Genomic DNA, 14271 nt, shown 5'->3' with positions numbered 1-14271 from the left:
GACGAGATAAGCGTAATTTTTGTATTGACATGACGAATAACTCGTCATATACTTAATCCATACAAAACGACGATAAACTCGTCGAGAAGGAGGATCTATATGAGACACTGGTTGAAACAACTTCGACTGGCAAAAGGGTTTACACAATCTAAAGTTGCTGAATTAAGCGGAATATCTCGTAGTTACTATGCTGATATTGAACGTGGAACAGCAAATGCTGGTGGTTCAACAGCAAAAAGTATTGCAGATGTACTTGGCTTCGATATGTCTCTTTTTTTTGCGGAAATCGGACGAGTAACTCGTCAAAAACAAAATAAATCAGCGTAAGGAGTGATTATGTATGAATCAACTTCAAAATTTCTTTTATGGAGACTTTGAAGTAAGAAGTGTATTGATCGACGGAGAGCCATGGTTTGTTGCAAAAGATGTGTGTGATGTCTTAGAAGTTGCAAATCCAACACAAGCAATATCCAGATTAGATGATGATGAACGGGCTATGTTCAACATAGGTCGTCAGGGAGACGCTAATATCGTCAACGAACCAGGCTTATACTCTCTGATACTCGGCAGCAGAAAACCTGAATCCAGACAGTTCAAACGCTGGATAACACACGAAGTAATTCCTACGATCCGCAAGCACGGCGCATACATGACGCCTGAAACACTGGAAAAGGCCGTTCTTAATCCTGACTTCATCATCAAGCTCGGAGAACAGCTTAAGAAAGAACAGGATGCACGTATCGCTGCTGAATCAAAAATCGAACTGGACAAGCCCAAAGTAATCTTCGCTGAAGCTGTATCAGTATCCGACGACAGTATCCTGATCGGACAACTGGCAACGTTCCTTAAGCAGAATGGTGTAAACATCGGCCAGAACCGATTGTTCCAATGGCTTCGTGATGAAGGATACCTTTGCAAGTCCGGCGATCGAAAGAACCTTCCCACACAAAGAGCAATGGAGCTTAAGCTGTTCGAAGTTAAAGAGTTCACCGTCAATGGAAACAGCGGAAGCCGAATCCGCAGCACACCTAAAGTAACCGGCAGAGGACAGGTTTACTTCCTCAATAAGTTTCTAAAGCCTTCTGCATAACCACAATCCATAGTATGTACTTAAAAAATCAATTCAATATATTGTACAACCCAAATGATATTAAAGTAATGAAAATATTTACAGGAGGTGCAGCATGAATAAACAACTTACCATCGAAGAGCTTCCGCCAGTGCTTACTGCGCAGCAGATTGCTGACTATCTGATAATTGCTCGACAAACCGTATATGGACTGTTTGATTTACCTCCAGAACGCGGAGGTATCCGAAACTTTCCAATTGGGAAGTCACGTAGAGCCAGAAAGGCCGAACTGATCAGGTGGATTGAAATGCAGGAGAAGCAGCAAGACACCATATCAAATAAGCGCCTGGATTACATCGAAGGAATCAAAACAGTCTCATAAGGAGGGACAGGAAATGGCAAAATCACGCGAGGAAATGAAACGTCTCTTAACACCGGTAAGACACTACAAACGCCCCGTATCAACCACATGTGGATGCGGCAGACCAGCTAAGTACCTGGTGTACGAGCATCAGGAGCCGCATTGTCAGACGTGCTTCGAGGAAGCTATCAGCAGCAAGTTCGGCGCCTTGGTACGCAGCATAGATGGAGGATATGACGATGCCAGCTGAGCCTATCGAGTTCATTGTAGACACCACATGTGGCCGGCATTTCTGCTGGAGCGCCTCAAACTATGACAGTCTGATTATCAGCCTGAAGGATCGCGGATACACGCCAACGTTCATTATGCCACGAGAAGAATATGAAGCGCGCGAACTAGCAATTGAGAAGGAAAGAGAGCTGAAACACCCTGCTTAAGACGGTGGCCGACATTATCAACCATTACAAAGGAGAGAGTGAAATGTTCGAGATTGACTATATTTTCACCACATATGGAATGGAATACGCTGCGAAACGGATCAATAAGAACCCATCAGAGGAAATTTTCAGAATGAAAATAGGGGCACAGGGTGCGCAAGTGGAGGTGACTTTCGGCATGAACGATGCCAAAAAATTGATAGAAGCGTTGACCGAACATGTGGAGGAAGTCGAAGAACAAGCTGAAAGATTTAGACAGTTTGGAATCGTATGATCCCACAGGACCGGACGCTATACCTGGAACTGGCGAAGCAGAGGCCGAATGATAAACGATGGGTGAGGACGTGCTTTCTGAACTACGCAAGGGTGCTAAAAAGAGAATGGGCAGCCGTTGGAGGGCCACCCATGTCAGTTGCTTTATAAAATTGATAATTCGATTATACCAAAACTTTAGGAGGAATGGAATATGCCTGAATCCTGGGAACAGTTACAAGAATATATACAACAACTCAAATCCGAAAACGAGGACTTGTTGGAGCAAGTAGCTATGTTGACATGCGAGGTTGAGCGTTACGAGGAGCAGTACAGATGAAGACTAGGGACGAGCGTACACGGTACGTAATCCGGCATAAGGATGGACACTTCATCAATATTCGCTGCGAACCAACGAACGACTTCATGAAGGTAGACCGCTGGGTGGCGAAAGAGGACGTACAAACCTTTCTGCACGGTTACTATGCCCCGGACGATCCGGAGAATTACTACGCTGTACCTGTAAAAATCACGTATGAGCTTGAAACGGAGGAATCGAACAATGAGCGAAGCAACACCGCTTAATCTGTGGCAAAAAATCGTACAGGTTCGCATGGTCGCTGAAGGATTCTCAAAGGACGGAAAGAGTTACGGATACTCTTACGTCACAGGAAATCAGGTGCTTGGAAAGATCAAGGACAAAATGAACGAGCTTAATCTGCTGCTGTTCCCTTCAACGAAAGTTGGTGAGCATCACACACATGCATACAAGACCAGCAAAGGGAAAGATGCTCTTGACTTCGTGGTAAAAGGCGAAATGGCCTACACCTGGATTAACGGCGACAATCCATCAGAGCGCGAAACTGTCACATGGGCTTATTACGGACAGCAAGACGAGATTTCAAAGGCATACGGTTCCGGTTTGACCTATTCCGAACGTTATTACTTGCTCAAAAGCTTGGGACTGCCAACGGATGAAGACGATCCAGACGCCAAACAGCGTAACGATAACCATAACAATCCTGCCAATGCTAATACAGTTCCAACTAAGATGCAAGACAAGCCTACACCAACGAATGCACCGGCTGCACAGCAAAACCGCGCCAGCGGGAAAGGTACTGGTCCTATTGGACTTGTCAGTGATGCTCAGATCAAATACTGCTACCGAATTAAGGACGAAAAGCACATTGATGAAGACGACTTCCGCCGGATGATCATGGAAATTGGAGGCCGGGAGAGCATTAAAGAAATGACAAAGAAGGAAGCTAGCGAGTTTATCAATCTTCTCAATAACTATCAGAGAGGGGCATGACCATGCGAAAGAAGCAGAAGAAACCCGTAATGCCCTGGCGCGACGGCATCCTTGACCACCACAAGCGCGTGAAACTGACTCAGCGCCAAATGGGAGATATCAGTCCAAATGTACGCAAACAGGTTAGGGAGCGATCCGGCGGTATATGTGAGCTTCAGATACGCTGTAATGGCTCTCCTGCGGTCCAACAGGCGCATATCACCGGACGTAAGCAGCTAACACACAAGACCACAGCAGACGACCTCAGAGACGCTTGTATTGCGTGTCATAGGTATATCGACGAAAACCCTGAAGGTATTCGCTACAAACGAACGTTAAGGGAGGCGAATTAATGAACGCCATCAAACGTCTATTTCATCGCTTCGTCTATAAGCCACCTACAAGCCCGATAGAGGATCGTTATATCTGGTTGGCACAATCTATTGAAAGAAACATCAGACGTCCTCTAGGACTCCGTGAGTTGGCTGTAATCATGAGCTTGGACCATAACCAAATAGATCTGATCGTGAAACTACTAGCGGAGGCGATAGATGAATGAAACGTGCCGAACTACTCCGCAGCATGGACAAGCTCTTACAGACGTGCAGCAAATGCGATATACGCAAAATACCTTACTCACCAAGAAGTCATGAGCATCGTAATGGCTACTGCATCAAGCAGTGTAAGGACGTAGGTCCGAAGCTGATTGAGATCGGCAAGGAGCTGGAGCAGTTGTCAAAGGAAGAACGAACCAAGAAGAGGGAGTGTAGCGCATGACCAAACAAGAACACCTAGAATACTTAATCGACGTATGGGAAAACGCCGCAATCGTGTACGCTAACGCATTGGATGAAGCACAGCGATACGGCGACTACGGCGGTATCCAACATAGCGAGCATATGATCCAGTTTAGCCGGCATAAGGTGGAGACGCTGGAAGCGGAGCTGCGGAAGATGAGGAGTGCTTAGTCAGGTACGTACTCTAGCAGGTCTCCAGGCTGGCATTGGAAGAATATGCACAGGGCGTTGAGCGTTGCATAATCAATGCCCTTCCCTTCTCCATCATAGAGTTTCGCTAGTGTCTTCCTGGTTATTCCGGTTTCCTTTTCGAGAGAAGAAAAACTTTTCACTTTATGAGAACCCATTAATTCTGATAATCGGACTCTGATCATGAATACCACCGTTCCAATGATTAATTATTTTTATCATACACTAAGTTACGCAAAAATATATCAATCAGAAACAAACTGAGTAGTATTGTACTCATAATGGGTAATATGCTACAATGATATCAAAGGAAAATGAGGGAGTGAGAATATGGAGAAAACGAAAAGCATCCCTTACCGTCTTGATCCTCAAGAACACAAGAAACTTAAGTTGTTCTGCGTTGAGCACGGAATACCGATGCAGCAGCTTCTTGATAAGGCGCTCCAAGAGTACCTGAAAAAATGGGCGGTGTAGCCAATGGCTGGATCGTTTCAAACCAGCCGGGAAATGTTCGGCAACCCAATATGGAAAAACATCGTTGAGTTTCGCCTTTTCTTTCTCATATATGGTAATGCCGTATTTTCGGATGAAGGAGTAAGGCTGGCTGACGATCTTGTTTTACGACGCGGGGAGTGGTGCAGATCAACAAGAAAGTTGCAGGAAGATTTGGAGTATATCGAAAACAGGCAGGTTAAGCGATACTCAACTTCCGTGATAAACCGTTGCATAAAGAAGTTAGAACGTTCGCAAAGGATATGCACGAGAATGCATGAACTTGGTACGATCTTTACTGTGCTAAACTACGACGAATATCAATTTTTAAGCGATAGATCTTTGCAAGTAGCAAGCAGTAACCATGCAAGTTACATGCAAGACGATTGCACGAGAATTGGTGAACTTGGAACAGTAAATAAACACGATAAATCATTGTCACAAAGCGATTTGTTCAACATTGTAAATGACAACTTGGAACACAACTTGGAACAGAGTTGGAACACTGTTGGAACAGTGGAAGAACAGTCGGGGAACAATAATAAGAATGTTAATAAGGATAAGAAGGTAAAGAATGATAAAAAGAAAGATATTATACCTAAAATTTACTTCGCTGAATTCGTTTCTCTTACCCAAGATGAATATGACAAACTTCAAACGGAGCACGGAGAAGAACGAGTAAAGCGAATGATTGAAGTATTGGACAACTACAAAGGGTCAAGCGGTAAGAAGTACAGCAGTGATTACCGGGCCATTTTAAACTGGGTTGTCAAAAGGGTGATCGAAGACGAAAGCAAGCTAACTCTGATAACTGGAGGTGGAAACGGTGGAAAGTATGGGGCCGGCATTACAGGATATTCTGAAGCGAATCGAAAAGCTGCGAGCCGAGGGGAAGAACGCTTCGTCGGAACTCCAGGCAGAGAGTCAGGAGTCAGTACAGAAGAAGTCAGACGACTTGCCAGTAACTTCGAATGAAGGATGCCCCAAGTGCAATTACACCGGGACCATTAATACCATGCGCTGGGTAGAAAGCGAAGATTACACCTACAATGGCAAACCGATGAAGTACGAGGTGGCAGTAGTGGAACTTTGCAGTTGCCATTACGAGCGCCAATTCAGCAAATATGATCCAACAGCGAGCTTTAGCGCTAAAGATCGAGGGTACACCTTCAAAACGGCAGTAATCGACAACGACAATAGAGAGCAGTACAAGTTGGCGATTGAGTTTGTGAGAGAGATTAAAGCTCATCTGGAATCCGGAACGTGGTTGTACATCTTCGGTGATGAAATGAGGGCTGCTGAATTGTCTAAAGAGGCGTTCGGAACCGGAAAGACTTACATGATGCAGTGTATAGCGAATGCACTGGCTCACCGCAGAATACCGGGACTTTATGTAACGGAAGAGGTGCTGTTCTCAGATATCAAGTCAACTTACAACAGGGACAGCGAGGAAAGCGAGAACGATGTCCTTCAGCGGTACTATAACGTGCCAATCCTAATGATCGACGACATATTTACAGCTCCGTACAAGGATTGGGCCGAAGGGAAGCTGTTCTCGATACTGGACGAGCGCGACAAGAAGAACAAGATAACCATCATGACCAGTAATTACGCCATTGGCAGGATAAGGACACGCTTGCCGATCAATGGTGGAAAAATAGCAAGCCGGATAAGAGGTAAGGCCATAGAGATTGAAATGATCGGTCCTGACCGCCGGGAACAACGTCTTAATACATCAGCTTGAAAGGATGAAATCAGTGCATGTAACAACGGAAAATGTTCGTAATATCGATGATTACGAACTAATGGACAAAGACTTTAAAACCTGGTGGCGTAAAGGACTAGAATCCTTTGGAATGGACACTAGCTTAGCAGACCAATGGGAAGAAGAGACGGAACAGAGAGGATGACAATACAGTGGACCAACAAAAAGTAGAGCAATACCTGATGGGATTTTCAGGGGAAGACGACACACACCCGGAAGTGCGGAGATTTATCAAGGATTTTTTAATCAAAATCGAATTCGGCCATTTCGCTGAAGAAGATGACGAAGAAGATTACGACAACGAAGCCTGGAACAACAGATAAAGATTAAGAGAGGATGAATAACTATGAAAAAATATGTACTCACCGAAACCACTAAAGAATGGATGTGCATCACACTCTATCAAATCAAAGCTGTACGTGATATCCCGGAACAGGATATCGAAGAAGGAGAACTCGGAGGCTGGGTAGCATCTGAGAAAAACCTTGATCAAGACGGCGACGCTTGGGTCTCCGGCAACGCTCGGGTCTCCGGCGACGCTTGGGTCTCCGGCAACGCTCGGGTCTACGGCGACGCTCGGGTCTCCGGCGACGCTTGGGTCTACGGCGACGCTTGGGTCTCCGGCGACGCTTGGGTCTCCGGCAACGCTCGGGTCTACGGCGACGCTCGGGTCTCCGGCGACGCTTGGGTCTACGGCAACGCTCGGGTCCTGAGTCGGAAGCATATCTTCTGGGCGTCCTCTGTCGGATCGGAGGACGGCACTCTGACCGCTTACACGATCAAGACAGGTGAAATTGAGGTAACGCGCGGATGCTTCCGGGGAACGATCAATGAGTTTGAAACTGCGGTACGCAAACGACACGACGGCAGCCGTTACAGTGAGGAGTATCTGGTTCTAATTGAATATATCAAGCTAAGATTCCGGGAGGTCACGGTTACGGAGTTCGACGAACCAGAGGATGACGAAGAATCTGCTTAAGGCCTAATAAGGGACAAGGAGGGAGAACGACGCTTAACCAAGTCATAAATGCAGATTGCTTCGACGTGTTCCCGTCCATTCCATCAGGCAGCGTTGACCTGATCCTATGTGACCTACCATACGGCACTACACAGAGCCCATGGGATTCGATATTGCCATTCGGACCGTTATGGGAAGCTTATGAGCGCATCATCAAAGACAATGGGGCAATTTTGCTCTTTGCGAAGCCTCCATTTGATAAAGTGCTGGCTGGAAGCAACCTGAATATTTACCGATACGATTGGGTTTGGGAGAAAAATAAAGCAACTGGACACCTGAATAAATCACTTATGCCGCTACAGGCTCATGAATATGTCCTGGTCTTTTATAAGAAACCGCCGATCTACAATCCACAAATGAGCCAAGGGCATAAGCCCATGCACGCGGCGACCAATAATCACAAATCTACGGTATATGGCGATGGAATTCCGTGGTCAAACGAAGCTGGATCAACTGAGCGTTACCCACGAAGCGTACTGTACTTCCCAGTTGTCAACAACGATGATCCGGATCGTATTCACCCTAACCAAAAGCCAGTCCCGTTGCTGGAATACCTCATCAGGACTTATACAAATCCAGGATACACGGTACTAGACAACTGCGCAGGGAGCTGCAGCACGGCTGTTGCATCGGCGAGGACAGGACGTAAATGGTTGGCTATCGAGAAGGAAGCGCATTGGGCAGACGCAGGCAGGGAGCGATTAAGAAATATGCAGTTGACGCTGTTTTAGGGAGGGATAGACATATGTCAATAACAGTGAAAATGGAATTATACCATGATCATTTCCAAAATTATAAAAGATACAATATCCCCAAAGCCCAACTCGTTATAGCGGATATTCCTTACAATCTGGGAAACAACGCTTATGCATCAAGCAATCAATGGTATGTTGACGGCGACAATAAAAATGGCGAGAGCAAGTTGGCAAATACCTCATTCTTTAAAACGGACGAGAACTTCAACCTGGCCGAGTACATGCACTTTTGCAGCAAGTTGCTGAAGAAGGAGCCAAAGGAAAAGAATGAAGCCCCTGCCATGATTGTATTTTGCTCATACCAGCAGATGCCAATGATTGAGGAGTACGGCAGGAAATATGGATTTAAAAACTCATACCCGTTGTTTTTCGTGAAGAACACAAGCTCTCAGGTGTTGAAGTCTAACATGAAGATTGTGGGAGCCACTGAACATGCCGTTGTGTTGTATCGTGACAAACTACCTAAATTTAGAAACGGGAAAACGGAAAGTACAACTGGTCGAATGATAAAAAACTGGTTTGAATGGAAGCGAGATAACGCTAAAGAGTATCCGAAAATTCACCCAACACAGAAGCCAGTAAAAATACTCAAGGAATTAATTGAAATTTTTACGGATGAGGGCGACGTTGTGATTGACCCGTGCGCTGGAAGTGCTTCTACACTGAGAGCTGCCTGTGAACTGAATAGGAACAGTTACGGCTTTGAGATCGAAAAAGATTTCTTTCGAAGTGCAAAAGACTCGATGCTGAAATTTGAAACCATGAGCACATTATTTTGAGGGAATAAGGAGGGATAGACACGAGACACCTGAGCCTATTCAGCAGTATCGGAGGAATTGACTTGGCAGGAGAATGGGCTGGCATGGAGACGGTAGCCTTTTGTGAGCGAGAACCTTTCCCGCAAAAAGTTCTCCGGCATCATTGGCCGAATGTGCCGATTTTTGAGGACGTCAGGACACTAACCAAAGAAATGCTCATTCAGAAAGGAGTGATGACCCATGACGATCCAGCCGGAACAATTGACCTTATTTCCGCTGGGTACCCTTGACCATGCCAACCTTTTTCTCACGCCGGGCAGCGACGCGGCCAAGAAGATGACCGTCACCTCTGGCCGTACGTTATCCGACTTATCCGCGAAATTAGACCCCGTTGGTTTGTTGGCGAAAATGTTGCTGGGCACATCACTTTGGGGCTCGACGATGTGCTTACTGACTTGGCAGACGCGGGTTACACCGCACAAGCGTTTGTTATACCAGCTTGTTCCGTCGGAGCCCCACACAGACGGGATAGAGTTTTCATCGTTGCTGCCGACACCAAATGCGCGAGATGGCAAGGGATTTTACGTGATCAGCTTACAACAAGCGCAAAAGCGAATCCAGGATGGCAAACAGATGCACTGGATGCACACGGCCATCTTATACCACGGATGGAGCAAAGCCTGGGCGAACCCTCGATTTTCAGAGGGGATGATGGGGTTCCCGCCAGGCTGGACAGAAGTTTGATAATGCCGAGGTTGCAGGCTCTAGGCAATGCCGTAAGCCCGTATCAGATTTACCCGGTCATGGCAGCAATAAAGGCGATAGATGACGCAATTGGCCGATAGTCCTTCGTTCCGACCGAAATCGCTCAGCGAAGCGGAGGCCGAATCAATCATATATCGGGCATAGGCCCAAAGGGAGGATACACCGACTTGAAGCGAATGATAGCTAAACGGAAGCTTAAACGGAGTTGTGAATGCTGTAACCGCGGATTCGCCAAAGGAGATGTTTTCTACCACGAGCGCAAGGTATGGACATTCTTTGATGGCAAAAATGACGTTGTTATGGGGTCAGATCACACCAAATGCCCACGATGCCATTATAAGGAGCAAGAAAGCGCAAAGAGATACAGTGTGTTCCGTGAAAATTGTCAGCATGACAAACGAGAGTTCATTGAAGAGGTTTGGGATTATATCCCGGGTGAAGCGGTAATGGAACCGCAGTATGACGTATGCCGGTTGTGTGGGAAAGAATTTTGGTGAGGGGAGAGGTACAGTCATGAGCAGAGAGATCAAATTCCGGGCGTGGCATGCCGGACATAAGCATGCAGTACCACAAATGTTGTATGACGAAAATCCCGGGGATTGCTTGCTATGGAAGTCACAGGGGCAGAACATCACTCAAGTCATGCAATACACCGGCCTTAAAGACCTGAACGGACGGGAGATATACGAGGGGGATATAATCGAATCTGAAGAGATAGGTTATACGGAGTCTGGACACTTCAGCGGCATGAAAAAAGTAATAGGAAGTGTTGTGTTTACAAGTGGAAGATTTGCAATTCATAGAACTAGCGGTGCTTTGCCCGATTTATTGATGGGATTGAGTTATCACAAAGTTATTGGCAACATCTACGAAAACCCGGAACTTATCGGGGGAGAGGCAGAGAAAGCAGAATGACCAACGGATATATCGCTCGTGGATCTCTACCAGGTATGGCCGAATTGATTAATAGATTGGGGGATAAGCCAGTGACCGAAGGAAAAGTTACCTTACCCGGAATATTCTTAACCGCAGCAACACCTGACTACCGCAAGGCTGAAACGATCGGAGATATCGTCTACCACGAGGAGTACGGTGCGGGTCGGATCATCCCTATGCGTGACGGAACCTACGGAATGGAGACAGGAGTAACCTTCTTCAACGGCAGCCGCGTTGACTGCTACATCGGAATAGATGGCATGGATTACCTGGACTTGATGCCAATCGAGATCGGGATAAAGCGGCTGCTGGATGCTCTGGAAGAGGCACAGAAACCATACTCGCACATAGAGCCAATTCACCTCGCTGCACTAAGTCGCACAGAAATTATACACAATTTAAGAAAGGTAGAACGTGAGTTGGAAGAGGCACAGCAACAGATTAAGATTCTGAAAACGGAAAAGGCGCTGCTTGAAGGGGACTTGGGACAAGCGAACGCATATCGGCATTTCGAGTCCGAACGAACCAAAGAATCCCAATCCTTCCACCAGCAATTTACCGAGGCACAGCAGACCATAGCCCGGCAACAAAGTGCACTAAATCAAATTAACTCGCTATCATACATCAATAATCTCGCTTACTCTGCAATTAAAGCTTATGTGAATTGGGGCTTAGGGGAAGGAGAGAAGACGAAATGAAGGCTGACCTGTTACTTAAAAAACTTGAAACATATGAAGCAAGTGCCTATGAAGGTGCTTGTGGAGAAAACTGGCTTGTAGGAATCGGAGAAGGTTTCAAGTTCTTTGTCCAGGAGTGTATCGATCAGAACAAGCGAATCACAATTACTGGATTTGTAAGAAAAATTGATGAAATGGCATCAAAAATGCTTGTGGAAGGAGATAGCGAGTCATGACAATCAAAAAATCAGAGATCTCAGAAATCCTTTTGAGATTGTGGGGATATGTGGATCAGGCTGAATACGACACGACGATTACAGATGCATTCAAGGCAGTACCAACCAAATTACAGAAAAAGATTATAGCAGACTTTTTAGAGAATGATCGATGGGATGATTTAGAGGAACCTGACGAAGAGACGCTAGAAAAAGCCCGTAGAATTGTTGGTGATCAGTCATGACACAATGGATAATCGCTATCATGTCAATAATCGCCATCTGTGTTGCTATGATGTCGATTGTAAAGGCAATGAAAGCCGAATTTCCGAGGCACCATTACAAGGTCATGGCAATATGTGCAGCGGTAGCAGCGGTAGTAGCTGCAATAGAGAGGGGTTGAGGAGTTATGACACAGAAACCCAAATACCAAACAAAGACCGTTATCTGCTTTGGCTGCGGACAGCCATATGAAGTCCCGGTAGAAACGGAAGCTAGAAATGAGGATTATGTGTGCAGGAAATCATGTGCAGATAAAACCGCAGAGGAGGCATCGAGGGCATGACAGAGATACTAACAGACCAGCAGCTTAACCGGGAGCTGGCGGAGAAGATGGGGTACACAGTCCAACGCGGCACTCACAACGTATGGACGGAATGGTATGAGTTGAAAAGGAATAGTGTGGTGCAATCAGGAGCTCTTAATGAAGACATGGTGTGGGACAAAGCCCCTGACTACTGCACCGACCCTGCCTCCTCTCTGGAAGTACAGGCAGCAGCGATCGCAAAGGACCCGGAAGAGTATATTCGAAACTTATCAATCGTACAAAACGGTCCGGACCCAAAGATTAAGGACTTTATGGGACTGGAACTCAAAGGAGTTGCTAAGGCATGCGACGCCACCCCCAGAGAGCGGGCTATGGCGGCGTGGGTGACACTATCAAATATCGAATAGGAGAATACAAATGAAAATTAGTCACGAGGAATATTTGGAGAGAACCCTTAAATCTAAACGGATCGAGTTGGAGAATCTGAACATCATGCACAGAGTCGCCATCGCAACATATGAAGCGAAAAAGGAAATGCTTCAAAAAGAAATGGACTCTATTGAGCGACAACTGGTTGAGTAGTTGTTTATTAGACAACATAGCGCATAAGGTAGTCAAGCCTTCGACAGCGACCGAATAAACCTAGCGACAGCGGGGGCCGGATCAGGTGATCTGGCTCCTATATAACAGGAGGGATACAACCATGAATAAGTATAGAGGGCAATCTACTGATACAGGTGAATGGGTGTATGGGTACTTAATCGGCACCGATGTAATCGTGGGTGGAATCGTTGAATTCAATGACGAGTACTTTAACACGGAATATTGGTACAAGGTTGATCCTGAGACGGTCGGTCAATACACCGGATTAAAGGACAAGAACGGACGGGAAGCACATCACAAAGATATTGTGGAGTTCGAAGATTTGATGTACGTAATTGAGTGGGATGAAGTAGATACCGGATTTTACCTTGCACATCATGCATGTCGCAATGATCCAGAAAGCGAATATCATTTGCTTGGGAATTGCATTCGTGAATGTGAAGTCATCGGCAACATCTACGAGAATCCAGAACTACTAGAGGTATAAGGGGGAGAAGAGGATATGAGCAAACAACGGAAACTGGTAGTAACAACATTCTATTCAAAAGGAAAAGCAATCTGGAGGGCAGAACGTCCATTTAAAATGTCTGATGAGGAACTGACTGAGACGGTAGAACGACTTAAGGGGATGGACTACGGAACTGTAGATGCTTGCACCGACGACACCGGACGCATGGTCACCTTCGACCAGAATGGCGAATTCTTGAGAGAAGTAGAGGATTAGGCCGCAGGCCATCGAGAGAAAGGAACAACACAAATGATCAACTGGATATCGTATGACCCGGCAAATCCACCAAAGGATGGACAATCCAGGGGAGGATACAAGCAATGACTCACAAGTACCATGCAGTAAAGACCGTAGTAGACGGCGTATCGTTTGATAGCAAGCGAGAGGCAAACCGTTATAGAGAGCTACTGCTGCTTAAACGAGCAGGAGTTGTGAAAGATGTACAGTTACAGCCGGAATACGAGCTAATGCCGGGGTTTACTCACCATGCTTCCGGTAAGCGGATCAGACCAACCAAATACATTGCGGACTTCTTAATCACTTATGCCGATGGACACCAAGAAATCGAGGACACAAAGGGAGTGCGGACTGAAGCCTACAACCTGAAGAAAAAAATGTTCATGCATCGTTATCCTGATCTACAAATAAAGGAGGTATGACAATGAGAATGTGCTGGGTACACTTTGGCAACACATCATGGCTTGTGGACGAATACGGGAAGCGTAGAGGCATGTTAAAGCCAATCGGAGTACAAACACATATCCAGAGAAAAAAGACGCTGTACGAGCCTTCTAGGGCGTTTAGCGACGGAGAGTATAAATTCTTTAGCAGACCGC

General features: G+C 46.1%; 28 protein-coding genes and 1 pseudogene. 28 read left to right on the top strand and 1 reads right to left on the bottom strand.

Going from position 1 to position 14271, the window contains the following annotated elements; genetic code table 11:
- Positions 1-99: 99 nt before the first annotated feature.
- The 10 genes from KIH86_RS24270 to KIH86_RS24225 all read left to right on the top strand — a co-directional run bounded on the left by KIH86_RS24270 (position 100) and on the right by KIH86_RS24225 (position 4378).
- Entirely contained in the window at positions 100-327 is a 228-nt protein-coding gene (locus KIH86_RS24270) for a helix-turn-helix domain-containing protein (protein WP_223085959.1), read from the top strand.
- Between the two features lie 13 nt (positions 328-340).
- Positions 341-1090 (top strand): phage antirepressor KilAC domain-containing protein, encoded by a 750-nt coding sequence (locus KIH86_RS24265; protein WP_223085958.1) that lies wholly within the window; start codon positions 341-343, stop codon positions 1088-1090.
- 94 nt (positions 1091-1184) lie between these two features.
- Positions 1185-1451: a helix-turn-helix domain-containing protein gene (locus KIH86_RS24260; RefSeq protein WP_223085957.1), complete on the top strand. Its 267-nt coding sequence runs from the start codon at positions 1185-1187 to the stop codon at positions 1449-1451.
- Positions 1452-1669: 218 nt separating this feature from the next.
- Positions 1670-1867, top strand: a complete 198-nt coding sequence (locus KIH86_RS24255; RefSeq protein ID WP_223085956.1) for a hypothetical protein — start codon at positions 1670-1672, stop codon at positions 1865-1867.
- Positions 1868-1910: 43 nt separating this feature from the next.
- Positions 1911-2141, top strand: a complete 231-nt coding sequence (locus KIH86_RS24250; RefSeq protein WP_223085955.1) for a hypothetical protein — start codon at positions 1911-1913, stop codon at positions 2139-2141.
- A 314-nt stretch (positions 2142-2455) separates the two neighbouring features.
- Positions 2456-2704 carry a hypothetical protein gene (locus tag KIH86_RS24245; RefSeq protein WP_223085954.1) on the top strand — a complete coding sequence of 83 codons (249 nt, stop codon included), beginning with the start codon at positions 2456-2458 and terminating at the stop codon, positions 2702-2704.
- Positions 2682-3431, top strand: coding sequence for an ERF family protein (locus KIH86_RS24240; protein ID WP_223085953.1), 750 nt, complete (start codon positions 2682-2684; stop codon positions 3429-3431). Before KIH86_RS24245 ends, KIH86_RS24240 begins: the two co-directional genes overlap by 23 nt.
- Before the next feature lie 331 nt (positions 3432-3762).
- Positions 3763-3969 carry a hypothetical protein gene (locus KIH86_RS24235; RefSeq protein WP_223085952.1) on the top strand — a complete coding sequence of 69 codons (207 nt, stop codon included), beginning with the start codon at positions 3763-3765 and terminating at the stop codon, positions 3967-3969.
- Positions 3966-4187 (top strand): zinc-finger domain-containing protein, encoded by a 222-nt coding sequence (locus KIH86_RS24230; protein WP_223085951.1) that lies wholly within the window; start codon positions 3966-3968, stop codon positions 4185-4187. Before KIH86_RS24235 ends, KIH86_RS24230 begins: the two co-directional genes overlap by 4 nt.
- Entirely contained in the window at positions 4184-4378 is a 195-nt protein-coding gene (locus KIH86_RS24225) for a hypothetical protein (protein ID WP_223085950.1), read from the top strand. The genes KIH86_RS24230 and KIH86_RS24225 overlap by 4 nt, the downstream gene beginning before the upstream one ends.
- Here the strand turns inward: KIH86_RS24225 and KIH86_RS30220 are convergent.
- Positions 4375-4581, bottom strand: coding sequence for a helix-turn-helix domain-containing protein (locus tag KIH86_RS30220; protein WP_223085949.1), 207 nt, complete (start codon positions 4579-4581; stop codon positions 4375-4377). The two genes, KIH86_RS24225 and KIH86_RS30220, sit on opposite strands and share 4 nt — an antisense overlap.
- A 145-nt stretch (positions 4582-4726) precedes the next feature.
- On the opposite strand from KIH86_RS30220, the gene KIH86_RS24215 reads away from it, so the two are divergent.
- The 18 genes and pseudogenes from KIH86_RS24215 to KIH86_RS24130 all read left to right on the top strand — a co-directional run bounded on the left by KIH86_RS24215 (position 4727) and on the right by KIH86_RS24130 (position 14094).
- Entirely contained in the window at positions 4727-4870 is a 144-nt protein-coding gene (locus KIH86_RS24215) for a hypothetical protein (RefSeq protein ID WP_223085948.1), read from the top strand.
- Between the two features lie 3 nt (positions 4871-4873).
- A complete protein-coding gene (locus tag KIH86_RS24210) occupies positions 4874-5863 on the top strand; it encodes a hypothetical protein (protein WP_223085947.1) in 990 nt (329 codons plus the stop codon).
- A gap of 40 nt (positions 5864-5903) precedes the next feature.
- Positions 5904-6632, top strand: coding sequence for a DnaA ATPase domain-containing protein (locus KIH86_RS24205; protein WP_223110707.1), 729 nt, complete (start codon positions 5904-5906; stop codon positions 6630-6632).
- A gap of 4 nt (positions 6633-6636) precedes the next feature.
- Positions 6637-6798 (top strand): hypothetical protein, encoded by a 162-nt coding sequence (locus tag KIH86_RS24200; protein ID WP_223110705.1) that lies wholly within the window; start codon positions 6637-6639, stop codon positions 6796-6798.
- A 7-nt stretch (positions 6799-6805) separates the two neighbouring features.
- Entirely contained in the window at positions 6806-6976 is a 171-nt protein-coding gene (locus KIH86_RS24195) for a hypothetical protein (RefSeq protein ID WP_223085945.1), read from the top strand.
- Positions 6977-6999: 23 nt separating this feature from the next.
- On the top strand, positions 7000-7632 hold the full coding sequence (locus KIH86_RS24190) for an LbetaH domain-containing protein (protein ID WP_223110703.1): 633 nt from the start codon (positions 7000-7002) through the stop codon (positions 7630-7632).
- 65 nt (positions 7633-7697) lie between these two features.
- Positions 7698-8402 carry a DNA-methyltransferase gene (locus KIH86_RS24185; protein WP_268964238.1) on the top strand — a complete coding sequence of 235 codons (705 nt, stop codon included), beginning with the start codon at positions 7698-7700 and terminating at the stop codon, positions 8400-8402.
- 14 nt (positions 8403-8416) lie between these two features.
- The gene (locus KIH86_RS24180) at positions 8417-9205 is read left to right on the top strand and encodes a DNA-methyltransferase (RefSeq protein WP_235775571.1); all 789 of its coding nucleotides are present in this window, start codon (positions 8417-8419) and stop codon (positions 9203-9205) included.
- A gap of 83 nt (positions 9206-9288) precedes the next feature.
- Positions 9289-9684, top strand: a pseudogene (locus KIH86_RS30295) (DNA cytosine methyltransferase); the annotation flags it as partial.
- A 778-nt stretch (positions 9685-10462) separates the two neighbouring features.
- Positions 10463-10864: a YopX family protein gene (locus KIH86_RS24170; protein WP_223085943.1), complete on the top strand. Its 402-nt coding sequence runs from the start codon at positions 10463-10465 to the stop codon at positions 10862-10864.
- Between the two features lie 35 nt (positions 10865-10899).
- Positions 10900-11583 carry a hypothetical protein gene (locus KIH86_RS24165; protein ID WP_223110701.1) on the top strand — a complete coding sequence of 228 codons (684 nt, stop codon included), beginning with the start codon at positions 10900-10902 and terminating at the stop codon, positions 11581-11583.
- Positions 11580-11798 carry an acylphosphatase gene (locus KIH86_RS24160; protein ID WP_223085941.1) on the top strand — a complete coding sequence of 73 codons (219 nt, stop codon included), beginning with the start codon at positions 11580-11582 and terminating at the stop codon, positions 11796-11798. Before KIH86_RS24165 ends, KIH86_RS24160 begins: the two co-directional genes overlap by 4 nt.
- Positions 11795-12022 carry a hypothetical protein gene (locus KIH86_RS24155; protein ID WP_223085940.1) on the top strand — a complete coding sequence of 76 codons (228 nt, stop codon included), beginning with the start codon at positions 11795-11797 and terminating at the stop codon, positions 12020-12022. The genes KIH86_RS24160 and KIH86_RS24155 overlap by 4 nt, the downstream gene beginning before the upstream one ends.
- A 316-nt stretch (positions 12023-12338) precedes the next feature.
- Complete coding sequence (locus tag KIH86_RS24150; protein WP_223085939.1) at positions 12339-12731, top strand: hypothetical protein; 393 nt, start codon at positions 12339-12341, stop codon at positions 12729-12731.
- Between the two features lie 10 nt (positions 12732-12741).
- On the top strand, positions 12742-12906 hold the full coding sequence (locus tag KIH86_RS24145) for a hypothetical protein (protein ID WP_223085938.1): 165 nt from the start codon (positions 12742-12744) through the stop codon (positions 12904-12906).
- 121 nt (positions 12907-13027) lie between these two features.
- Positions 13028-13414 (top strand): YopX family protein, encoded by a 387-nt coding sequence (locus tag KIH86_RS24140; protein WP_223085937.1) that lies wholly within the window; start codon positions 13028-13030, stop codon positions 13412-13414.
- Positions 13415-13429: 15 nt separating this feature from the next.
- A complete protein-coding gene (locus KIH86_RS24135) occupies positions 13430-13651 on the top strand; it encodes a hypothetical protein (RefSeq protein WP_223085936.1) in 222 nt (73 codons plus the stop codon).
- Between the two features lie 104 nt (positions 13652-13755).
- The gene (locus KIH86_RS24130) at positions 13756-14094 is read left to right on the top strand and encodes a DUF1064 domain-containing protein (RefSeq protein WP_223085935.1); all 339 of its coding nucleotides are present in this window, start codon (positions 13756-13758) and stop codon (positions 14092-14094) included.
- The last annotated feature ends 177 nt before the right edge of the window (positions 14095-14271 follow it).

Origin of the sequence: Paenibacillus sinensis (assembly GCF_019904155.1) — a bacterium.
Classification (GTDB): domain Bacteria; phylum Bacillota; class Bacilli; order Paenibacillales; family Paenibacillaceae; genus Paenibacillus_AQ; species Paenibacillus_AQ sinensis.
This window is presented reverse-complemented; position numbering and strand designations above follow the sequence as displayed.